Source organism: Lysobacter sp. DMC97 (assembly GCF_056313745.1).
In genome coordinates this window covers 478,951-498,773 of the sequence record NZ_JBQUZR010000003.1, presented here as the reverse complement: position 1 = coordinate 498,773, position 19,823 = coordinate 478,951, and the positions used below count along the sequence as shown (strand labels likewise).

Below are 19,823 nucleotides of genomic sequence, written 5' to 3'. Positions count from 1 at the left end.
TTGCATTACACTTGCGCGCCTGCGGCCACCCCCTGCCGCATGAACACGACGCTGACTTCCATCAATTCAACGACTTGCAACGTACCGAGCCGTATCTTCGAGCCCGGCCACCGGCGCAAGGGAGCTTCCGATGATCTTCGAACACATCGAAAACAACGGCCATGAGCAGGTCGTGTTCTGCCACAACAAGGACGCCGGCCTGAAGGCCATCATCGCGATCCACAACACCGTGCTCGGCCCCGCCCTTGGCGGCCTGCGCATGTGGCCGTACAAGACCGAGCAGGACGCGCTGAACGACGTGCTCCGCCTCTCGCGCGGCATGACCTACAAGAACGCGGTGGCCGGCCTCAACATCGGCGGCGGCAAGGCGGTGATCATCGGCGATCCGTCGAAGGACAAGTCCGAAGCGCTGTTCCGCGCGTTCGGCAAGTTCGTCGATTCGCTGGGCGGCCGCTACATCACCGCCGAGGACGTCGGCATCGACGTCAACGACATGGAATACGTCTACCGCGAGACCGAATTCGTCACCGGCGTGCACCAGGTCCATGGCGGTTCGGGCGATCCCTCGCCGTTCACTGCCTACGGCACGCTGCAGGGCCTGATGGCCACACTCAACAAGAAGTACGGCGACGAGGAAGTCGGTCGCCACAGCTACGCGGTGCAGGGCCTCGGCCACGTCGGCATGGAGTTCGTGAAGCTGCTCAAGGAGCGCGGCGCGAAGATCTTCGTCACCGACATCAACAAGGACCTGATCGCGCACGCGGTCGAGGAATACGGCGTCGAGGCCGTGGCTCCGGACGAGATCTACGACGTCCCGGCCGACGTCTACTCGCCGTGCGCGCTGGGCGGCACCATCAACGAACACACGCTGCCGCGCCTGAAGGCCAAGATCATCTGCGGCGCCGCGAATAACCAGCTCGCCAACAACGCGATCGGCGACGAAGTGATGAAGCGCGGCATCGTCTATGCGCCGGACTACGCCGTGAACGCCGGCGGCGTGATGAACGTGTCGCTGGAGATCGACGGCTACAACCGCGAACGCGCGATGCGCATGATGCGCACGATCTACCACAACCTCGCGCGCATCTACGAGATCTCGGACCGCGATGGCATCCCGACCTACCGCGCCGCCGACCGCCTCGCCGAGGAGCGCATCGCCGCGATCGGCAAGCTGAAGCTCCCGATGGGCCGCGCCGCCCCGCGTTTCCTCGGGCGCATGCGCGGTCATTAGATCGCGCCTTTCCGGTAGAGCGGCCTTCAGGCCGCTCATGCCGTGCAGGGCACGCGACAGCGGCCTGGTATTCAACAGCCGAATGGCTGGTCAGGCCGCTCTACCGGGTTTTTCCTCACTTCGTCGACAAGGTTGTGCCGATGCGTCCGTTTCCCCTGGATGAAGAACTGGATGCGCTCCGCGAGGCGGTGCGTCGTTTCGCCGAAAGCGAGATCGCGCCGCGTGCCGCGCAGATCGACGAAGAGAACACGTTCCCGCAGGACCTGTGGCCGAAGCTCGGCGAACTCGGCCTGCTGGGCATCACCGTGCCGGCGGAGTTCGGCGGCAGCGAGATGGGCTACCTGGCGCACCTGGTCGCGATGGAGGAAATCTCCCGCGCGTCCGGCTCGGTCGGCCTGAGCTACGGCGCGCACTCCAACCTCTGCGTCAACAACCTGTACGCCAACGGCAACGACGCCCAGCGCCGCAAGTACCTGCCGAAGCTGTGCAGCGGCGAGTGGAAGGGCGCGCTGGCGATGAGCGAGCCCGGCGCCGGCTCCGACGTGGTCGGCTCGATGAGCTGCCGCGCCGAGCTGAAGGGCGACACGTGGATCGCCAACGGCAACAAGATGTGGATCACCAACGGCCCCGAGGCCGACGTGCTGGTGGTCTACATGCGTACCGCCAGCCGCGAGCTGGGCTCCAAGTGCATGACCGCGTTCATCGTGGAAAAGGGCATGAAGGGCTTCCGCACCGCGCAGAAGCTCGACAAGCTGGGCATGCGCGGCAGCAACACCTGCGAACTGGTGTTCGAGCACTGCGAGATCCCCGCGGAGAACGTGCTCGGCGAGGTCAACAACGGCGTGAAGGTGCTGATGAGCGGCCTGAACACCGAGCGTCTCGTGCTGACCGGCGGCCCGATCGGGCTGATGCAGGCCGCGCTCGACGTCGCCCTGCCCTACGTCCGCGACCGCCGCCAGTTCGGCCAGGCCATCGGCACGTTCGGGATCATGCAGGCGAAGATCGCCGACATGTACACCGCACTGCAGTCCAGCCGCGCCTTCGCCTACCAGGTGGCACGCGACTACGACGCCGGCTACAAGTCGCGCATCGACGCCGCCAGCTGCCTACTGCACGCCTCCGAGGCCGCGGTGCAGGTCACGCTGGAGGCGATCCAGACGCTCGGCGGCAACGGCTACATCAACGAATACCCGACCGGCCGCCTGCTGCGCGACGCCAAGCTCTACGCAATCGGCGCCGGCACGAACGAGATCCGGCGCATGCTGATCGGCCGCGAGCTGTTCAACGGCAATTTCTGAGGCTTTCGCGGTCGCGGCCGATGCGACCGCCGGTCGCGTCGCGCGCGACCGGCGCACCATGACGCATCGCGCGCCGGACATCCGGCGCCCCGCACGCTACAGTGCACGCAGTCTCCATCGCGTCCCGTCATGCCGTCCCCACTGCCCCGCCCGCTGCGTCTTCTCGGCACCGGTCTTTCGACGCCGGCATCGTGGCTGGACAGCACGGCGCTCGACGCGCGGCTCGGCCTCGCACCCGGCACCGTGGAAGCCCGCACCGGCGTACGTCGCCGCGGCGTGGAACCGGATCGCAACGCCGCGCAGGTCTCCGCCGAGGCCGCGCGCGTCGCCCTCGACGCCGCGGGCCTGACGATCGACGCGCTCGATGCCGTCGTCTGCGCCAATGCCAGCCACGATCAGGCCATGCCCTGCAACGCCGCACTGCTGCATCGCGAACTCGGGCTGCGCGGCGCAGCCGCCTTCGACATCAACGCAAGCTGCATCGGGTTCCTGATGGGGCTCGACGTGATCGCGTCGCTGTTCGCGACCGGACGCCATCGCCGCGTGCTTCTGGTGTCCTGCGACCTCGCCTCGCGCGCGCTCGATCCGCGCGACCTCGACACCTTCGGCCTGTTCGGCGACGGTGCAGCAGCGGCGATACTCGAAGCGGGCGATGCGAACAGCGGCCCGGCGCTGCTCGCCGCACGCTTCGAGACCTGGTCCGAAGGCGCGCACGCCTGCGAGATTCCCGGCGGCGGTTCGCGGCTGCCGCCCTCGCGCCACGACGGCGACTATCGCGACGTCTGCACGTTCCGCATGGACGGCAAGCGGCTGTACCGCATCGCGGCCGAGCATTTCGAGGGCTTCGTCGACGGCCTGCTCGCCGATGCGGGACGCGATCTTGCGACGATCGACCGCGTGATCCCGCACCAGGCATCGCGCCTGGGCATGGAGCACGTGTTCAAGCGCCTCGGGTTGCCGCGCGATCGCATCGAGGATCTGTTCGCGACGCATGGCAACCAGGTCTCGGCCTCGCTGCCGACGGCGCTGCACCATGCGCTCGCCGGTGGCCGATTGAAGCCGGGCGACACCGCGCTGCTGATCGGCACCGCGGCCGGCGTCACCCTAGGCGGCGCGGTGCTGCGGCTGTGACGGTGGCGACGGTGCCATCGTCGAACACCGCCTTCCCGCGCACGTCGCTGACCGTGCTGCGCGTCGGCCACTGCACGCATCCCGAATGCCTCGCGCTGCGCGGGGGTGGTCTGCGCAGCGCGACCTTTCCCGCGCTGGTCGGCCTGATCCGCCATCCCGACGCCGGCGCACTGCTGTTCGACACCGGTTACGCCGAGCACTTCCTGCGCGCCACCGATGCCTTCCCCGAACGCCTGTATCGCTGGGCGACGCCGGTGACGCTGCCGCCGGAGGAATGCCTGCTGCCGCAGCTCGCGCGCCACGGCCTCGCCGCGCACGAAATCGCCGGCGTGTTCGCGTCGCACCTGCATGCCGACCACATCGCCGGATTGCGCGATCTGCCGCGCGCCCGCCTCTGGTGCGGCGACGCGGCGCTGCGCTTCGCGCGCACGACCGGACGCATCGCGCGCCTGCGCAAGGCGACGCTGCAGGCGCTGCTGCCGGACGACTTCGACCGCCGCCACGTCGCCATCGACACGCTGCCGCGCATTCCGCTGCCGACCGGCTGGCAGGCGCTGGGCGACGGCCTCGACCTGCTCGGCGACGGCAGCCTGCGCGCAGTGCCGCTGCCGGGCCACGCGCGCGGCCACTTCGGCCTGCTGCTGCGCCACGAGGACGACCGCGAAGTCCTGCTCGCCGGCGATGCGACGTGGCGCATCGACGACGCGCGGCATGCGCATGCGCCATCGGCCGCGACTCGCTCGCTCAGCGACGACTGGACACTGCAGCACGCGACGCTGGCGAAGCTGCAGGCAGTGCTCGATCACGGCGACGACAGTCACTGTCTCCTGCCGTCGCACTGCGAAGCCAGTTACGCACGACTGCCCGCCGCGATGCGGGGCACGCCATGAAGGGCCGGCCATGAAACTGCTGCTCACCGGCGCCTCGGGCTTCATCGGCGGCCGCTTCATGCAGCGCTTCCGCGGCACGCCCGGACTGGAGCTGCTCGGCGTCGGTCGCCGCACGTTGTCCGATGCGGACTACCGCGCGATCGACCTGTCGAAGCCGTTCGACCTCGATTTCACCCCCGATGTCGTCATCCACGCCGCGGCGCTGTCGTCGCCGTTCGCGCCGCGCCGCGAGTACCTGCGCCACAACGTCGACGCGACCCGCCACGTCGTCGACTGGTGCCGCGCGCATGGCCGGCCGAAGCTCGTCTACATCTCGTCGAGTTCCGTGCACTACCAGCCGCGCGACCAGTTCGGCATCCGCGAGGACGATCCGATCGGCCCGCGCTTCGCCAACACCTACGCCGAGACCAAGGCCGCCGGCGAGACGCTGGTGCGCGACTACGAGGGCGCGTGGACGATCCTGCGCCCGCGCGCGGTGTTCGGGCCCGGCGACACCGTGCTGTTCCCGCGCCTGCTCGCCGCGGCGAAGCGCGGCAAGTTGCCGATCATCGTGCGCGGCGATACGCCCGCAGTCGGCGATCTCATCGGCGTCGACGCGCTGGTCGACTACATGCTGCGCGCGGCGCAGCGGCCCGAGGCGATCGGTGCGTTCAACCTCAGCCAGGGCGAACCGGTGGTGATGCAGGACTTCCTCGCCGAGGTGTTCCGCCGCCTCGACCTGCCGCCGCCGACGCGCGTCGTGCCGTATCGCGCCGCGCGAATCGCGGCGCACGCGGCCGAACTCGCGTGGACCGTCCTGCCGCTGCGCGGCGAGCCACCGGTGACGCGCTTCGGCGTCGACGTGCTGGCCTTCGGCAAGACCTTCGACATCGCGAAGGCCGTCGCGGTGCTGGGCCCACCGTCGCGCACGCTGGCGCAGGGCGTGGACGACTTCGTCGCGTGGCAGAGGACGCAGCCGTGACGCCGGCCGCGCTCGTCGCCACCGCGCTGTGCGTGGCCTGGCCGCTGGTCGAAGCGCTGCGGCAGGCCTTGGCGTGGCATTCGCTCCGCGGCGATCGTGCGTTGCCCTCGCGCGACGATGTGCCCGATCGCTTCGCGCAGGTCGACGTGCTGCAACCGATCCGCAGCGGCGATCCCACGCTCGGCGAAGCGCTCGGCGCGAGCCTGCGCACGCTGGGTGCGCGCGGCGCGACGCTGCACTGGCTGATCGACGAGGACGATCCTGCCGCCGCGGGCATCGTGCGCGGCGTGCTGGCGCGCGAGGCCGCGCATGCGGCGCGCGTGCGGGTCACGCTGCATCCGCCCTGCCCCGCCGGCCTCAATCCGAAGCTGTTCAAGCTCGATCGCGCGCTCGTCGAATGCGCCGGTGGCATCGTGCTCGTGCTCGACGATGATGCGCGGCTGCCGGCGGCGACGCTCGACGCGCTGCTCGCCGCACTGGTGCGCAGCGCCGCCACCTGCGATGCGCCCGCGATCGCGACCGCACTGCCCGCCTACCTGCCGGCACCGGGACGCGGATCACGTCTGCTGGCGCGCTTCGTCAACGACCACGCGCCGATCACCTACCTGCCGGCGCGCCTCGGCGACCGTTCGCCCACGATCAACGGCATGTGCTGGGCGATGCGTCGCGACGCGCTGGACGCGATCGGCGGCTTCGCGCCGCGACTGCGCCATCTCACCGACGATCTGGCGATGGCGCAGGCCGTGCTCGCCGCCGGCGGCCGCATCGCGCAGTGCCGCGAACCGGTGTGGATGCGCACCGCACTGCCCGATCTCGCGGCCTACACGCGGCAGATGCATCGCTGGATGCTGTTCGCGCACCTGTTGATGCAGTCCCAGCCGATGTCGCAGCAATTGCGCATCCTCTTCGGCCAGGGCCTGCCGTCGCTGCTGCCGCTGGCGGCGTTCGTCGCGTTCGCCTGCGCACCGACGTGGGCGGGCGCCGTCGCGCTCGTCGTCGGCGCCGCCACACACGAGCTCGGGCGACGCGCGCTGCAGCGCGCCTGCGCGGGCACGACGACGAAGGCCGAGCCCGCGCTGTCGCTGCTGATCGCGCTGCTGCTGCCGCTGCACCTGCTGCACGCGCTGCTCGATCGCCGCATCCGCTGGCGTTCGCATCGCTATCGGGTGCTCGCGAACGATCGCTTCGAGGAACTGCCGTGACCATGGCGCCGCGGCCGCGGATCGCCTTCCTCACCGGGCAGAGCGATCCGGGGCGCTGCGCGCTGTCGCCGGCGCAGCGGCGCACGCTCGATGCGCTCGCGACCGACGCCGACGGCATCGACCCCGTCGCGCTGAATTTCCCGTGGAATGTCGGCACGGCGCCTTGGCGCCCGGTGCCGCTGCTGCGTGCCAGCGTCGCGAACGGCCGCCAGTACCTGGCCGCACGCCGCGGCGCGCTGTCGCCGTTCGCATCGCATGACATCGTTGCCGCGCGCGCATGGCTGGATTCGACGCCGCGCACGCTGCTGCTGGTCGGCAGTTGCGGACTGGGTCTGCTCGATCTGCTGCTCGCACCGATGGAAGCGGGAGTGCGCGCACGGCTGCGCGTCGTCGCGTACGGCAGTGTCGCACCGCGCTGGCCGAGCGGCATCGCCGGCGTGCAGTTGCGCGGCGACCGCGACCGCATCGCGCGCTGGTTCGGTCCCGCCGATGGTCCCGCGCCGCAGGCATTGCCCTGCGGACACATGGACTACCTCGATCACGAGGCCGTCGTCCACGCCGCGCGTGCGCAGTTCGGCTGGCTGCGGGGCACGACATGAGCCGCCCGCGCATCGACCTGCTCGCGCCGCCGTTCGCCGGGCACCTGCATCCGATCCTCGCGATCGGGCGCGCGCTGCGCGACATCGCCGATGTCACCGTGGTCAGCACCGACGGCGCGCAGGCGCGGATCCGCGCGGCCGGACTCGACGGCGTGGCCGTGGTGCCCGGCGCGGACGCGGCACTGCATGCGATCACCGATCCGCCGCATCCGGTCGGCAGCCATCCGCTGCGGCTGCATGCGCAGTTCCGGCGCAGCCTCGATCTGCTCGACGCCTTCGCGGCCGCGCTCGACGCGCGCTACGCGACGCAGCGACCCGAGCTACTGATCGCCGACTTCACGCTGCCCGTGGCCGGTGCGGTCGCGCGGCGGCGCGGCATCCCGTGGTGGACCTCGCATCCGTCGCCCTGCGTGATCGAAGCGCCCGGCGGGCCGCCGGCGTATCTCGGCGGCTGGTTGCCCGGCACCGGTGCGTTCGGCCGCGCGCGCGATGCCGTCGCCGCGCGCGCCGTGCGCACGTTCAAGCGCGGCGTGCATCGCCTGCATGGCCGGCGACTGGCGGCGCTCGGATTCCCGTCGCTGTATCGCGACGACGGCAGCGAGGCCGCCTATTCCGACGAGTGCATCCTCGCGCTGGGTCTGCGCGAACTCGAATTCGAGCGCGCGTGGCCGGCGTCGCTGCAGTTCGTCGGGCCGATGCTGTGGAGCCCGCCCGATCGTGGTGCGCCGCCGCCGGACAACGCTTGCCCGGACGATCGCCGGCTCGTGCTGGCGACACTGGGCACGCATCTCGGCTTCGCGAAGGATGCGCTCGCGATGACGCTCGAATCCGTCGCGCAGACGCAGCCGGACATCGCACTGCATTTCAGCGACGGCCGCCTCGACGACGGCGCATCCGGCACACATGTCGCACTGCATCGGCATCGCTGGGTGGATTACCCGACGTGGATTCCGCGGATGCGTGCGGTGCTGCATCACGGCGGCGCCGGCGTGCTGTGGGAATGCCTGCGCGCCGGCGTGCCGGCGCTGGTGCTGCCGCGCGATTACGACCAGTTCGACCATGCCGCGCGGCTCGATGCCGCGGGCGTCGCGCTCCGCCTGCGCCACCCGCGCGAGATCGGGCCGGCACTACGGCGCGTGCTCGACGGCAATCACGACCTGCGACCGGACCGCTTCGTCGACGCCCTGCGGCCGGGCCTGGCCGAAGCGCGCGTGGTCGCGCTGGTGCGCGCGCGGCTGGGCTGCTGATCCCGCAGCCGGTGCTATGCTCCGGCTCGCAGGGGGCACCCGTGGCCAATGCCACGCTTCAAGGAGCCGAAGATGGAACGCACGAGGAAGCGCCTCACTCGCAAGACCCTGCTGTGCTTCGCCGCGACGCTGCTGTTCGCGTCGTCGTTCGCCCAATCGCAGGACGGCTGTGCCTTCTGCGAATACCAGTACCGCCAGTGCGTGCGCAGCGGCACGAGCATCGATGTCTGCTGGGAACAGCGCGAAGCGTGTTACGCGATGAACGGCTGCATGGTGGCCCGCTGACGGCATCGCGGTACCGGAACGCGACCGCCCCGCGATCGGCGGGGCGGTCGTCCGGCGGCGCGGATTCAGGCGCTTGCTGTCACCGACGCGCCGGGCGCACGCTTCGGAAAGTACTTCCGGTTGAGCCGGATGCCGACCACGATCGACAGCGCCAGCGGCAGGAACCACGCGACCATCCCGAACCACGATGGCGCCTGCAGGCCCGCGGCCTCGATCAGCCGGCCCAGGCCGATCGAGAGGAACGCGACGTGGGTGGCGACGCCGCAGCCGATCATCGCGCCGAAGTGTTCGCGCAGCCACCAGCGCGTTTCCGCCAGCGGCCGCAGGCGGCGCGCCAGCATCTGCACGCCGCCGATGACGCCGACCATGCTGAAACCGGAGAGCAGCGCGTTGCCGATCTCGAGGCCTGTCGCCAGCACCACCGCGGCCGCCAGCAGGTTCAGCACTGCCACGGTGACATAGGCAACGCCGCGGAATCCGGTCTGGTCCCGCTTGCGCTTGACCGCGCGCCAGCCCAGCCACACGCCGGTCGACGTGATGATCGCCAGGTAGCCGAGGAAGAGCGCGTTCACCAGGTGGCCGCGCAGGCCGATGATGGCCGCCATCGGCGTCGCGGTGACGATGATGCCGATCATCGCGACCATGTAGACCTTGCCGGTGCGGACGTGCAGCGGTGAGCCCTTCTTCGCGGCCGCCGCGATCCAGAAGGTGACGAGGGCGACGAGACCGACGAGACCGTGCGCGGCGACCAGAAGGCGGTAGAACGTGTCCATGGCGAACTCCTGCGGGAATGCGGACAGTCTCCGGATCGGCCGTCGTGGCCGGTACCTGCCCGAGGTCACCCGCAGGGGGTGAGAAAAGTCACCTCGTGCCTCCGCGGACTTCCGGCGTGCCGTCGCGGCTGCCATGCTGGCGCCATGCCGACCGCTCCTTCCGCCGACGCTTCGCCCGGTTTCATCCAGCCGCACACCGGCACGCTGCGGCAGCGGCTGTTCACGCCGCTGAACATCGCGGCCTACGTCACCTGGTGCGCCGTGTCGGTCGTGGCGCTGAACGTGTCGCAGCTGCGCGCCGGCGAGCCGGCGCAATGGGCCGGTGTCGCCTGCCTGCTCGCCTTCCTCGCGCTGTTCGTCGCCACCACGGTGCCGGAACATCGCGCGCCGGACCGCCGCATCGTCGCCGGCGTGCTGCTGCAGGGGTTGGCGGTGGTTGCGGCCGAAGCCTGCCTGAAGGCGGGGCAGACCGCGGTGCTGCTGATCATCGTCGCCGCGCAGGCCGCGACCGTGATGCCGGTGCGATCCGCGATCGGCTTCATCGCGCTGCTCGACGCTGGCCTTGCCGGACTGTGGTATGCGCGCACCCACCAGCCGTCGATGGTGGCGCTGTCGCTGGTGCCGGTCGCCGGCTTCCAGGCGTTCGCCGCACTGACCGGCCATTACGCCGCCAGCCGCGAACGCGCCCGCGAGCACCTCGCGCAGGTCAACGCCGAACTGATGGCGACGCGCCTGCTGTTGGAGGAATCCGCGCGTGCCGGCGAACGGCTCAAGCTCTCGCGCGAACTGCACGACGTCGCGGGGCACAGTCTGACCGCGCTGAAGCTCAACCTCGCCCGGCTGGCGCGCGATCCCGCGCTCGCCGATCGCGAGGAAGTGCGCGTCTCGACTGCGCTCGCCGACGACCTGCTCGCGCAGATCCGCCAGGTCGTCGGTGCGCTGCGCGCGCACGACGGCGTCGACCTGCGCGCCGCGTTCGAAGCGCTGGCGCGGCCGATGCCCGGCGTGCGCATCGGCATCGACATCGAGGACAGCCTGCGCGTGGACGACATCGACCGGGCCGAGACGCTGCTGCGCTGCGCGCAGGAAGCGATCACGAATGCCTTGCGCCACGGTCGCGCCGGACGCATCGACCTGCGCCTGCATCGCGTCACCGACGGCCTGCAACTGCTCGTCGAGAACGACGGCCTCGCGCCGACGGACCTGCGACCCGGCAACGGCCTCACCGGCATGCGCGAGCGCGTGGAGGCGCTGGGCGGCACGCTCGCGTTCGCGCCCACGCCGCCGCGCGGACTGCGCCTGACCGTGGCGCTGCCGGAGCACGCGTCATGACCGCGCCGGCGACCCGCGCGGTGCGCATCGCGCTGTGCGACGACCAGGCGCTGGTGCTGCGCGGGCTGTCGAGCCTGCTGGCCGACCTCGGCATCGAGATCGCGCTGGAAAGCCAGGACGCCGAGCGCCTGCTCGCCGCGTTGCCGCAGCGACCGGTGGACCTCATCGTCAGCGACATCCGCATGCCCGGGCTCGGCGGCATCGGCCTGCTGCGCACGCTGCGCGAACGCGGCGACGCCACGCCGGTGATCCTGCTGACCACCTTCGACGATCCGACGCTGATGATGCAGGCCGTGGAGGCCGGTGCGCAGGGCTTTTTGCTCAAGGACGCTTCGCCCGAGGACCTCAAGGCCGCGATCCTGCGCGTGGCGGCGGGCGAAACGCTGCTGCAGCCGGTGAGCCTGGGACCGGTGCGCGCGGCGTGGCGCGACGACAGAGCCGGCAGCAGCGGTGTGCGCCTGACAGAACGCGAACGCTCGATCCTGCGCCTCGTCGCCGGCGGCTATTCGAACAAGGAAATCGGTCGCAGCCTGCACCTGTCCGAAGGCACGGTGAAGAACTACATCTCCGAACTGCTGGTGAAACTCGACTGCCGCGACCGCACGCATGCGGTGCTGAAGGCGATCACGCAGCGGTTGCTGTAGCGATACGGCCTCATGCCCCGCTGTGGAGCATGAAGTCCAGCGCCAGGAGCATCAGCACGCCGAACAGCGCCACCTGGATGATTGCGGCCGTCCAGGTCGCCCGACTGCGGTCGCCACCGGTCTTGCGCAAGTGATGCCGGCGCTGCACCGGGACGAACGGGATCGACAATGCCCAGATCGACAGGAGTTTCGTCCAGTACGGTGCGCCGAAGCTTGTCAGGACGATGTAGACGAGGACGCCGATCGCCCCCAGCAGGAAAAGTCCTGTGATGCGCAGCGTTTCCCGCCACATCCCGTGCGCCGGCGCACCTGCCTCCACTTGCGAGGCAGGCGGGGTGCTGGGCTTGCGTTCACTGTCCCGCGTCACGGGCGTCGTTCACTCACTGTGACGACGCGACGTGCTGCGCGATCACCAGTCGTGCGTGTTCGATGAGGTCGCGCGAGGGCCGCGCGGGCGACGGCGGCGTCGACATCGCGCCGATATTCCGCGCGATCTGCACCGGCGTCATGATCAGGCCCCACGGGAATCCCCACCAGCCCAGCAACCCGCTGCCGACCAGGTGCAGCGCCTGAGCTTTCACCGCACAGCGGCGGCAGGAGATCTGGCGCACGGTCTTCCAACTGGTCATGAACAGCGCCGACCACACCTGGTAGGCGTTGTGCACGTCCACCGGGCCCGCGCCGCCGCACTTCGGGCATCGCGTGGCGTGGATCTTCGACGCCAGCAGCTGCGCTTCGGCGTCCGGCACCTGGCCGGCCAGCTGCAGCATGGCGCCGTTCTGCGCGCACTGCGCGTTGCAGTAGCGTCGACCCTGATGGTCCACGCCGCCGAACAGGATGGTCGTGCCGCAAGCGCCGCATGCCGCCATGATGATGCCCCCGTGATGTGTGTGTGCGATGCGCCGTTCCCGTCCTGCGGACGTTCCCCGGAACGGCCCGGGCATCATACGCGGCCCGTGCGCCGATGGCGGCGTCAGGCTGCCGGCACGGGCGGGGCGCCGGCGTCGTCCGCGTCCTCGGCGTGGTAGATGTCCAGCGACAGCTTGATGCCGCGCACGGCGAGCGCATGCAGCAGTTCGGGCTCGAATTCGAGGCCGTCGTTGCGCGAGCCCATGAACACGCCGCAGAACATGTCGATGCGGCAGCGCGTGCGCAGGTCGGCCCACACCGCGGGATCGTCGTTCAATCGATCCAGCACCTCGCGGATCTGCGCGGGCAGGTCCTCGGGTTCGCGATCCTCGGCGTACAGCGCCCAGCCGCCGGTGCGTTCGATCGCCACCCGCCCTGATTTCGGGAATACGCGCTGGTCGCCCTTGCGCCAGCCGCGCGACGGTACGCAGCCCAGTGCGGCGGTGACGGCATCGGGATCGAGCGCGTCGCCGTACAGCCGCAGGGTGCAGCGGGAGTGGTGTGCGATGCCCATCGGCGCAGTCTAGCGCGCAGTCTGGCGCGCCGTCCGGCATCGTCCGCCCCGGTGCCGCCGCGCGCGTCCATCGCCGCGATGCCGCCAGTCGCGAACGGTGATACGGCCCGGGCGCATCCTTTCCTTCCCGCGACGCACGCCCGACGCTGCGCCCGGCGGACTTCCCCCCCACTTTTCCGCGGCGACGGACACGCCGCGCGATGCGTGCGCCCTGCGCGCGCATCGGACACGCCGACCCGTCGCGGGCCGGTCGCGCCGGCGGGCGCATGGAGGCGCGCACGGTGCACTCCCCAACGTCGCACACAAAGGATGACCATGACGCACACGCAGTCCCGTCGTACCCCTTCCACCCGCCGCGCGCTCGGCCTCGGCCTGCTGGCCTCCGCGCTCGCCGTCACCGGCTTCGCCCAGGCCGCCGGCTGGACGCCCGGCCCCGCGATGACCAACGCGCGCATGGGCACCAGCGCGATCACGCTGCCCGACGGCCGGGTGATGGTCGTCGGCGGCGCCGACGCCAAGCGTTCCGCCTTCGCCTTCTACACCGCGGACCTCTACAACCCCGCCACCAACACCTGGACGCAGAGTTCGTACAGCATCGCCTCGCACTACCTGGCCGGCCTCGCCGTGCTGCCCAGCGGGAAGGTGCTGGTCGCCGGCGGCCTCGGCGCCACGGGCATCCAGAGCACCGCCGAGCTCTACAACCCGGCGACCAACACCTGGACCGGCGCCGGCTCGCTCAACCAGAGCCGCTACGGCATCGCCATGACCCAGTTGCAGAACGGCGACGTGCTCGCGGTCGGCGGCGTCATCACCAACGGCACGCCGCAGGCCACGGTCGAACGCTACAGCGCCGCCACCAACACGTGGACGACGATGGCGCCGCTGGCGACCGCGCGTCGCGAGCCCGCGACCGCGCTGCTGCCCGATGGCCGCGTGCTGGTCTCCGGCGGCGAAGGCATCGGCTACGTGAAGCTCGCCAGCGCGGAGATCTACAACCCCGCCACCAACACGTGGAGCCCGGCGGGCACGCTCGCAGCGGCGCGCAGCATGCACACCGCGACCACGCTCGGCAACGGCAAGGTGCTGGTGGTCGGCGGCGCCGCGGACAACGGCTCGGTCGCGACGGCGGAACTGTATTCGCCCGCGACCAACAGCTGGAGCTCCGCCGGCACGCTGTCCGCCGCGCGCCAACAGCATGTCGCGCTGCGCATGCCGAGCGGCAAGGTGCTGATCGCCGCCGGCTGGCCCAACACGCTGACCAGCGCCGAGCTCTACAACCCCGTCACCAACACGTGGAGCCTCGCGGGCAACCTGTCGACCGGGCGCAGCATGCCCAGCGGCGCGCTCGCGGGCAACGGCGTCGCGGTGATCGCGGGCGGCAAGTCGCCGACCTACGTCGTGCTCGCCAGCAGCGATCTCTACAGCGAGTGAGCGAAGGGGGACGCGGGGCGGTTCGCCGCCCTGCGTCTCCTGCATCGTCCGCGAATGCGTATCGGCGGCTCAGCGACACCAGCGCCGCGTCGCCCAGGCGATCGGCAGCGCGAACAGGAACAGGTGCGACAGCAGGTCGAGCAGGCTCGGCACCGGCTTGAACGACACCGGGAACGGAAACGCCGACAGCGGCAGCACGACCAGCCGCATCGCGAGGAACACGAGCGTGCCGAACGCGAAGGCCGACGACCACGGCTTCGCGATCAGCCATGGCAGGCGTCGCGATGCGGCCACGTAGACGCCGGCCCACAGCCACGACAGCGCGAAATGGAAGGCGGCACCGGCCACCGCCATCGGCAGGCCGCCGTCGAACGCGGCCTGGCCGAAGGCGCCGCTCGCGATCAGTTGCAGCAGGAACATCGGCGTCCTGTCGTGCACGGCGGCGTTGACCAGCGCGAACGCGAGATCGCCCGCGCCGCCGATCGCACCGCCAATCAGGATCGCCCGCAGGCATCGCGTCATCGTCCGCCTCCACGTCGCCCGTCGACGCCGCATCATCCCATGACGGACTTGATCCGGTTTGGCGGCAACGCGAGCCGTGCGGCCGCGCATCGTGCGCGACCGCATCGGCGCAGTCGCATCGACCTGATCGAGATCAGCGCTGGTTCTGGGTGATGTGGCCGGTGACCTTGGTCCAGCGATCATCGAGCCAAAGCACCGTGCCGTCGACGAGATCGGCGGTCTTGTTCGGGCCCAGCTGCGAACGGCGGCAGTACAGCGTGCCCACCGGCGACAGGCCGACGGTCATGCTCCACACCAGCACGTCCTCGAACAGGTCGATGACGCTGAAGCTCAGGTACACGAACCCGTCGGTGGCGCCCCACAGCCGACTGCCGCGCCAGGTGCCGATCGGCCACGGGATGATCGTGAAGTTGGCGAAACGGAACGAGCCGCCGCTCGTGGAAACGTCGTAGGTCACGTTGACCGGCACCGGATCCGGGCCGCCCTTCAGCGGCATCGCGGCCTTCGGGTGCACCGGCGCGCGTGCGAACGTGATCGCGTGCACGGCACCCGTGGCCGGTTCGCGGAGTTCGCCTTCGAATCCCTGCTCGCGACGCACGCCGACGAAATGGAAGGCCTGCGCATGCCCGCGCCCGACCAGCGCCACGTCGACTCGCTCGCCTTCGGCGCGGCCGTCGACCGAGAAGGGCAGCGGTTCCTCGCCGGCGGACAACGTGGCGAAGCCGCGCGCGGCGCCGTCGTAGAGCCCGGCCTTGTCGAGGCAGAGATCGAACCGGCGGCCATCGGGCAGCACGGCCCGCCAGCACGCGAACGCATCGGACAACGGAAGGGAAGCTCCAGCCTGCATGAAACGCTCCTTGTGGAATGGGGAAATTCCGTGGCGCCGCACGGTCGTCGACGGCGGACGACACGGCCCGGGATCATCGCCGAAGCGGAGGCATGCGGCAACGAAATCGACGGAGACGCACGACGAAAACCGGGCACCGCGAGGCGGTGCCCGGCGCCCATGGGAGGGGGCGAGAGAGACGGATCGCGACGCATGCCGCTGCGTTGCGGTTCGGTGATGCGGATCGGCCGCGCCGTCGGGAATGAGGATGGCGATGCGTCATCTCACGCATCGCGACGCGAAGGCGGCGGCGCGGCTCAGGGCGTCGTCAACTGCCGGAGGCGATCCAGCACCGAACGCAGCTCCTGCAGGATCGCCTTCTGCCGCGCGGCTTCCTGCGCATGCGCGGCGTCCGCCGCGGCAATGTCGGCATGGCAATGCGGACAGGTGCGCTCGTGCGGCCAGACGTACTGCGAACAGCTGCGACACAGCGCGAGCTTCGGCAGCGGTGCGTCCGGCGTGCGCAGCGGCACGAACGGTTCGAGCGCGGGCGGCGTGGCGACGACATCGCGACCGGGAATCGGCGATTCGATCAGCTCGAAGCGTCCGATCGCGAACGGTTTGTCCGGCGCCGGCGCGACCTTGCGGATCGTCTCGCGCAGGCCGCGCTTCTCGAGTTCGAGCGCGCGGTAGTGGCAGTAGGGATTGTTGCCCGGCTTGCCGAACAGCGAGTCCGACGTCCACGTGCAGCCGCCGCGGCAGACATCGGCGTAGTAGCACGTGCGGCAGAAGCCCCACAGCGACTCGATGTCGCGCAGCCGCCCGAAATGCAGTTCCGGCGAATGGTTCCACAGGTCGGCGACGGTGGCGTCGCGCACGTTGCCGCCGCCGTAGCCTTCGGTCGCCAGCGACGGGCAACCCTTGATGGTGCCGTCGGCTTCCAGCCCGATCACGTTCTGCCCGGCCGCGCAGCCGCTCCAGTGCAGGCGCTCGTCGCCGAAGCCGCGCCACAGGTGTTCGTACGGACCGAAGTAGCCGAGGTTGTTGCCGAAGGTCAGCAGGAAGTTGCGCGACACGCCTTCGGTGTAGAGCCGCGCCAGCAGCGGCATCAGTTCGAGGATGCGATATGGCTGCAGCAGCAGGTGGTCGTTCTCGACCGCATTGCCCATCGCCACCGTGATCTGCAGCTGCCAGTGGCTTGCGCCGACCTCGATCAGCTTGTGGAACAGCGGCTCCAGGTGGTCGATCGTCTCGGCGCCGATCTGCGTGTTGCAGCTGGCGCCGAGGCCGAGTTCCTTCGCGGTCTCGATCGCGCGGATGCCTTCCTGCCAGGCGCCTTTCACGCCGCGCACGCGATCGTGCAGATCCTCCATGCCGTCGAGCGACACGCCGATGCCGAACAGCCCGGCGCGCTTGCCGTCCTCGAGTCGCTTGCGGGTCAGCGCGCGCGCCCCGGTCTGCATGCCGCAGCGGATGCCGTGGTGCGCGATGCGCTCGACCAGTTGCAGCCAGTCGCGCCGCAGGTAGGCTTCGCCGCCGATCAGCGTGATCTCGCGCGTGCCCAGTGCGGCCAGCTGGTCGATGACGGACAGCGCCTCGGCCGTGTTGAGTTCGTCGGGCCGACGCTTGCCCGCACGCGAACCGCAGTGCTGGCACTTGAGATTGCACGACAGCGTGATTTCCCAGACCACGTGCACCGGCACGTGCCGGTTGAGGTCGTTGAGATTGCGCGCACGCGCCGGTTGCGGCTTCGTCAGCTCGTCCATCTCGTCCCCTGCCATGCGTGCATGAGAAGAAGGCGGCCGACCGCCCATCCCTGCATGGAACGGCCGGCCACCCCGGAGAACCGGTACTGCGTCGATCAGGTCTTGCCGGCGTTCAACTGCGCCAGCAGGCCTTCGGCGACTTTCGTGAGGCGATCGACTTCGGCCTGATCACCGCGATCCTTCGCCTGCTGGATCGCGAGGCCGTACGGCGTCACCGACACCGCGCCGCTCTCGGGATTGGCGATCATCTGCGCATACGCGGCGATCTCGCCCTTGATGCGCCCGATCTCGGCCTGGTCGCCACGCGCCAGCGCGTCCTGGATGGTGACCGCGTACAGCGGGCGGATGACGCCGCCCTGCGCGGCCAGGGCCTTCTCCACCTGCGGCAGCAGGCGCGCGACGTCGGCCGCGTCGGACAGGAACTTCACTGCGTCGTCGCGGGCCTTCTGCAGATCGGCGAGCGTGCCGCTCTTGAGCGCGTCCTGCATGGCCACGCCGTACAGCGGAATGAAATGCGGGTTCGGGGTCGACATCGGCAATCTCCGTCATGGATGGACGAAACGAATCACCAGTTCCTTGTCTGGAAAGATCCTGCACAACCGGACATGCAGTGGGGCCGGCCCATGCCGAAGAAGGAACTGCACCGGGATGCGGGAGAGCGGCATCGCGCGCACCGGATCAACGATGCCGAATGTCGACGACCCCCTGTCGGAAACCCGCACCGTGTCCATGGCGCGATGCGCGATGGCATGCTGCGACATGTCCTTGTCCAAGCTTCCTGCGGTCAATCTAGGACCGCGCTTTCGTCGTTGTCAAGGCAAATGGCGACGAACGCGATTCGTATTTTCAATGCACGCGAAATGCTGGATTTCCCGATGGATCGCGAATGCTTCCACATGTTTCGAGTGATGGAATCAATCGTGATCGAAACGCACGAACACGCCGCACGCGAGGCCGCGATGGCGCGCCGCATCAGCCTTCCCGTCGCGGCTCGGCGTCCGTGTCCGGCGCATCCGCCTGCCGCCGCTTCCGGCGCGAAAAGAACCACTGCAACGACAGGTACGGCACCGCCAGCATGGCGAGCCACAGCGCGTTCTTCGACCAGTCATTGAGCGGCAGGCGATCCTCGTACAGCGAGCGCAGCGCAGCCATCATGGCGACCAGCACGATCGTCCAGTTGCCGGGCAGATCGCGCACGCCGCCGCGCCGACCGATGAAGACGCTCGCGCCCCAGAACGCGGCCGCGAGGGCGAGGAAGATCGGCAGCGAGGGCGGCATGGGCAATCGCGGCTCCGGGAAACGGGAAATGGCCAGTTGCGGCGCCCCGAGGATACCGGCTTACGACCACGCGATCCCGCGCCGTCGCCACCACAGCACCGCGCACGCTGCCAGCAGCGTCGTCGCGGCGAGCCCCAGTCCGAACTCGCCGATCACGTAGCCGCTGCTCGCGTTCGCATGCGTGAGCGGGGTGAACAGCGACTGGATGAAGAGGTTGTGCGAGGCGTGCAGCAGCGTCGAGGGCCAGACGCTGTTCGATTTCATCCGCAGCCACGTCAGCACCACCGAGATCGCCAGCACCGAGACGAAGAAGCAGCCGAGCCGGAACCACAGCGGCGTCGACGGGTCGCCGTAATCGCCGGTGACGATGAGCGGGAAGTGCCACACCGCCCACAGCGCGCCGACGATCAGGCTCGCCTGCAGGAACGAGCGCGTGCGCAGCAGCACGGGCACGAGGAAGCCGCGCCAGCCGATCTCCTCGCCCAGCGCGAACAGCACGCCGATCGCCAGCCCCGAGGTCAGCAGCATGACGACGTAGCGCCGGAATCCGCCCCAGTCCGCCGCGTAATCGCCTTCCGCCGCGAGCCCCGCGAGCGAGAAGTCGCCGAAGCCGGACGACCACGCGAATCCGTAGTACACCAGCGCATAAACGATCGGCAGGAAGAACCCGATGGCCAGATACCCGGGCGGCCCGGGGCGCCAGCCGATGCGCAGACTGCGATCGCAGGCGAACTTCGCGACCAGCGCGGCGACGCCCGGCGTCCACATCAGCAGGAAGAAGGCGAGCGCGGACTTGCGCAACACGCCGGTGATCAGCAGCGTCTCGATCAGGACCGTCGCGGGCACCAGCACGGCGAAGAACACGGCCAGCGCCCGCTTCGGCGAGGCGGTACGGCGCGGCGAAGCGGCGAGGTCGTCCATGGCGTGCAGTCCTGTCGTTGCGAAAGGTGCAGGCCTCGCTGCACGGCGCGGTCGATGCTAGCG

23 protein-coding genes are annotated in these 19,823 nt (G+C 70.0%); 12 read left to right on the top strand and 11 right to left on the bottom strand.

Annotation, left to right across the window (positions count from 1 at the left end; translation table 11 throughout):
• Positions 1 to 130 precede the first annotated feature (130 nt).
• The 9 genes from ACT53Q_RS08445 (at position 131) to ACT53Q_RS08405 (ending at position 8,844) form a co-directional block, all read left to right on the top strand.
• A complete protein-coding gene (locus tag ACT53Q_RS08445) occupies positions 131 to 1,231 on the top strand; it encodes a Glu/Leu/Phe/Val dehydrogenase dimerization domain-containing protein (protein WP_476186213.1) in 1,101 nt (366 codons plus the stop codon).
• 140 nt (positions 1,232 to 1,371) lie between these two features.
• A complete protein-coding gene (locus ACT53Q_RS08440; RefSeq protein ID WP_476186212.1) occupies positions 1,372 to 2,529 on the top strand; it encodes an isovaleryl-CoA dehydrogenase in 1,158 nt (385 codons plus the stop codon).
• 129 nt (positions 2,530 to 2,658) lie between these two features.
• Positions 2,659 to 3,660 carry a 3-oxoacyl-ACP synthase III family protein gene (locus ACT53Q_RS08435; protein WP_476186211.1) on the top strand — a complete coding sequence of 334 codons (1,002 nt, stop codon included), beginning with the start codon at positions 2,659 to 2,661 and terminating at the stop codon, positions 3,658 to 3,660.
• Positions 3,661 to 3,671: 11 nt separating this feature from the next.
• On the top strand, positions 3,672 to 4,550 hold the full coding sequence (locus ACT53Q_RS08430) for an MBL fold metallo-hydrolase (RefSeq protein ID WP_476186210.1): 879 nt from the start codon (positions 3,672 to 3,674) through the stop codon (positions 4,548 to 4,550).
• A gap of 10 nt (positions 4,551 to 4,560) precedes the next feature.
• Positions 4,561 to 5,511, top strand: a complete 951-nt coding sequence (locus tag ACT53Q_RS08425; protein WP_476186209.1) for an NAD-dependent epimerase/dehydratase family protein — start codon at positions 4,561 to 4,563, stop codon at positions 5,509 to 5,511.
• Entirely contained in the window at positions 5,490 to 6,713 is a 1,224-nt protein-coding gene (locus ACT53Q_RS08420; RefSeq protein WP_476186208.1) for a glycosyltransferase, read from the top strand. The genes ACT53Q_RS08425 and ACT53Q_RS08420 overlap by 22 nt, the downstream gene beginning before the upstream one ends.
• Before the next feature lie 2 nt (positions 6,714 to 6,715).
• Positions 6,716 to 7,312, top strand: a complete 597-nt coding sequence (locus ACT53Q_RS08415; protein ID WP_476186350.1) for a hypothetical protein — start codon at positions 6,716 to 6,718, stop codon at positions 7,310 to 7,312.
• Entirely contained in the window at positions 7,309 to 8,559 is a 1,251-nt protein-coding gene (locus tag ACT53Q_RS08410) for a glycosyltransferase (RefSeq protein WP_476186207.1), read from the top strand. The genes ACT53Q_RS08415 and ACT53Q_RS08410 overlap by 4 nt, the downstream gene beginning before the upstream one ends.
• Before the next feature lie 72 nt (positions 8,560 to 8,631).
• Positions 8,632 to 8,844: a hypothetical protein gene (locus ACT53Q_RS08405; RefSeq protein ID WP_476186206.1), complete on the top strand. Its 213-nt coding sequence runs from the start codon at positions 8,632 to 8,634 to the stop codon at positions 8,842 to 8,844.
• Positions 8,845 to 8,909: 65 nt separating this feature from the next.
• Here the strand turns inward: ACT53Q_RS08405 and ACT53Q_RS08400 are convergent, their stop codons facing one another.
• Positions 8,910 to 9,617, bottom strand: coding sequence for a hypothetical protein (locus ACT53Q_RS08400; RefSeq protein ID WP_476186205.1), 708 nt, complete (start codon positions 9,615 to 9,617; stop codon positions 8,910 to 8,912).
• Positions 9,618 to 9,761: 144 nt separating this feature from the next.
• On the opposite strand from ACT53Q_RS08400, the gene ACT53Q_RS08395 reads away from it, so the two are divergent.
• The gene (locus tag ACT53Q_RS08395; protein ID WP_476186204.1) at positions 9,762 to 10,949 is read left to right on the top strand and encodes a sensor histidine kinase; all 1,188 of its coding nucleotides are present in this window, start codon (positions 9,762 to 9,764) and stop codon (positions 10,947 to 10,949) included.
• On the top strand, positions 10,946 to 11,593 hold the full coding sequence (locus tag ACT53Q_RS08390; protein WP_476186203.1) for a response regulator: 648 nt from the start codon (positions 10,946 to 10,948) through the stop codon (positions 11,591 to 11,593). The genes ACT53Q_RS08395 and ACT53Q_RS08390 overlap by 4 nt, the downstream gene beginning before the upstream one ends.
• Positions 11,594 to 11,603: 10 nt before the next feature.
• Here the strand turns inward: ACT53Q_RS08390 and ACT53Q_RS08385 are convergent, their stop codons facing one another.
• From ACT53Q_RS08385 to ACT53Q_RS08375, 3 genes are all read right to left on the bottom strand, one after another.
• Entirely contained in the window at positions 11,604 to 11,960 is a 357-nt protein-coding gene (locus ACT53Q_RS08385) for a hypothetical protein (protein ID WP_476186202.1), read from the bottom strand.
• 13 nt (positions 11,961 to 11,973) lie between these two features.
• Positions 11,974 to 12,462 carry a hypothetical protein gene (locus ACT53Q_RS08380; RefSeq protein WP_476186201.1) on the bottom strand — a complete coding sequence of 163 codons (489 nt, stop codon included), beginning with the start codon at positions 12,460 to 12,462 and terminating at the stop codon, positions 11,974 to 11,976.
• A gap of 104 nt (positions 12,463 to 12,566) precedes the next feature.
• On the bottom strand, positions 12,567 to 13,016 hold the full coding sequence (locus ACT53Q_RS08375) for a DUF4279 domain-containing protein (protein ID WP_476186200.1): 450 nt from the start codon (positions 13,014 to 13,016) through the stop codon (positions 12,567 to 12,569).
• A gap of 315 nt (positions 13,017 to 13,331) precedes the next feature.
• Between ACT53Q_RS08375 and ACT53Q_RS08370 the strand changes: the two genes are divergently transcribed.
• On the top strand, positions 13,332 to 14,447 hold the full coding sequence (locus ACT53Q_RS08370) for a Kelch repeat-containing protein (RefSeq protein WP_476186199.1): 1,116 nt from the start codon (positions 13,332 to 13,334) through the stop codon (positions 14,445 to 14,447).
• Between the two features lie 69 nt (positions 14,448 to 14,516).
• Here the strand turns inward: ACT53Q_RS08370 and ACT53Q_RS08365 are convergent, their stop codons facing one another.
• The 7 genes from ACT53Q_RS08365 to ACT53Q_RS08335 form a co-directional block, all read right to left on the bottom strand.
• A complete protein-coding gene (locus ACT53Q_RS08365; RefSeq protein ID WP_476186198.1) occupies positions 14,517 to 14,969 on the bottom strand; it encodes a hypothetical protein in 453 nt (150 codons plus the stop codon).
• A 133-nt stretch (positions 14,970 to 15,102) separates the two neighbouring features.
• Positions 15,103 to 15,816: a hypothetical protein gene (locus tag ACT53Q_RS08360; RefSeq protein WP_476186197.1), complete on the bottom strand. Its 714-nt coding sequence runs from the start codon at positions 15,814 to 15,816 to the stop codon at positions 15,103 to 15,105.
• Positions 15,817 to 16,112: 296 nt separating this feature from the next.
• Entirely contained in the window at positions 16,113 to 17,561 is a 1,449-nt protein-coding gene (locus tag ACT53Q_RS08355) for a GDL motif peptide-associated radical SAM/SPASM maturase (protein WP_476186196.1), read from the bottom strand.
• Positions 17,562 to 17,656: 95 nt separating this feature from the next.
• Positions 17,657 to 18,094, bottom strand: a complete 438-nt coding sequence (locus tag ACT53Q_RS08350; RefSeq protein WP_476186195.1) for a DUF1843 domain-containing protein — start codon at positions 18,092 to 18,094, stop codon at positions 17,657 to 17,659.
• A gap of 12 nt (positions 18,095 to 18,106) precedes the next feature.
• A complete protein-coding gene (locus ACT53Q_RS08345) occupies positions 18,107 to 18,322 on the bottom strand; it encodes a hypothetical protein (RefSeq protein WP_476186194.1) in 216 nt (71 codons plus the stop codon).
• A gap of 211 nt (positions 18,323 to 18,533) precedes the next feature.
• On the bottom strand, positions 18,534 to 18,839 hold the full coding sequence (locus tag ACT53Q_RS08340) for a hypothetical protein (RefSeq protein ID WP_476186193.1): 306 nt from the start codon (positions 18,837 to 18,839) through the stop codon (positions 18,534 to 18,536).
• A 60-nt stretch (positions 18,840 to 18,899) separates the two neighbouring features.
• Entirely contained in the window at positions 18,900 to 19,760 is an 861-nt protein-coding gene (locus ACT53Q_RS08335) for a CPBP family intramembrane glutamic endopeptidase (protein WP_476186192.1), read from the bottom strand.
• Positions 19,761 to 19,823: the final 63 nt, after the last annotated feature.

Excerpts from the sequence above, each read along its gene's own strand:
- ACT53Q_RS08445 (WP_476186213.1), top strand. The coding sequence starts at position 131 with ATGATCTTCGAACACATCGAAAACAACGGCCATGAGCAGGTCGTGTTC.
- ACT53Q_RS08440 (WP_476186212.1), top strand. The coding sequence starts at position 1,372 with ATGCGTCCGTTTCCCCTGGATGAAGAACTGGATGCGCTCCGCGAGGCG.
- ACT53Q_RS08435 (WP_476186211.1), top strand. The coding sequence starts at position 2,659 with ATGCCGTCCCCACTGCCCCGCCCGCTGCGTCTTCTCGGCACCGGTCTT.
- ACT53Q_RS08425 (WP_476186209.1), top strand. The coding sequence starts at position 4,561 with ATGAAACTGCTGCTCACCGGCGCCTCGGGCTTCATCGGCGGCCGCTTC.
- ACT53Q_RS08415 (WP_476186350.1), top strand. The coding sequence starts at position 6,716 with ATGGCGCCGCGGCCGCGGATCGCCTTCCTCACCGGGCAGAGCGATCCG.
- ACT53Q_RS08410 (WP_476186207.1), top strand. The coding sequence starts at position 7,309 with ATGAGCCGCCCGCGCATCGACCTGCTCGCGCCGCCGTTCGCCGGGCAC.
- ACT53Q_RS08405 (WP_476186206.1), top strand. The coding sequence starts at position 8,632 with ATGGAACGCACGAGGAAGCGCCTCACTCGCAAGACCCTGCTGTGCTTC.
- ACT53Q_RS08400 (WP_476186205.1), bottom strand. The coding sequence starts at position 9,617 with ATGGACACGTTCTACCGCCTTCTGGTCGCCGCGCACGGTCTCGTCGGT.
- ACT53Q_RS08395 (WP_476186204.1), top strand. The coding sequence starts at position 9,762 with ATGCCGACCGCTCCTTCCGCCGACGCTTCGCCCGGTTTCATCCAGCCG.
- ACT53Q_RS08390 (WP_476186203.1), top strand. The coding sequence starts at position 10,946 with ATGACCGCGCCGGCGACCCGCGCGGTGCGCATCGCGCTGTGCGACGAC.
- ACT53Q_RS08380 (WP_476186201.1), bottom strand. The coding sequence starts at position 12,462 with ATGGCGGCATGCGGCGCTTGCGGCACGACCATCCTGTTCGGCGGCGTG.
- ACT53Q_RS08375 (WP_476186200.1), bottom strand. The coding sequence starts at position 13,016 with ATGGGCATCGCACACCACTCCCGCTGCACCCTGCGGCTGTACGGCGAC.
- ACT53Q_RS08370 (WP_476186199.1), top strand. The coding sequence starts at position 13,332 with ATGACGCACACGCAGTCCCGTCGTACCCCTTCCACCCGCCGCGCGCTC.
- ACT53Q_RS08365 (WP_476186198.1), bottom strand. The coding sequence starts at position 14,969 with ATGACGCGATGCCTGCGGGCGATCCTGATTGGCGGTGCGATCGGCGGC.
- ACT53Q_RS08360 (WP_476186197.1), bottom strand. The coding sequence starts at position 15,816 with ATGCAGGCTGGAGCTTCCCTTCCGTTGTCCGATGCGTTCGCGTGCTGG.
- ACT53Q_RS08355 (WP_476186196.1), bottom strand. The coding sequence starts at position 17,561 with ATGGACGAGCTGACGAAGCCGCAACCGGCGCGTGCGCGCAATCTCAAC.
- ACT53Q_RS08350 (WP_476186195.1), bottom strand. The coding sequence starts at position 18,094 with ATGTCGACCCCGAACCCGCATTTCATTCCGCTGTACGGCGTGGCCATG.
- ACT53Q_RS08345 (WP_476186194.1), bottom strand. The coding sequence starts at position 18,322 with ATGTCGCAGCATGCCATCGCGCATCGCGCCATGGACACGGTGCGGGTT.
- ACT53Q_RS08340 (WP_476186193.1), bottom strand. The coding sequence starts at position 18,839 with ATGCCGCCCTCGCTGCCGATCTTCCTCGCCCTCGCGGCCGCGTTCTGG.
- ACT53Q_RS08335 (WP_476186192.1), bottom strand. The coding sequence starts at position 19,760 with ATGGACGACCTCGCCGCTTCGCCGCGCCGTACCGCCTCGCCGAAGCGG.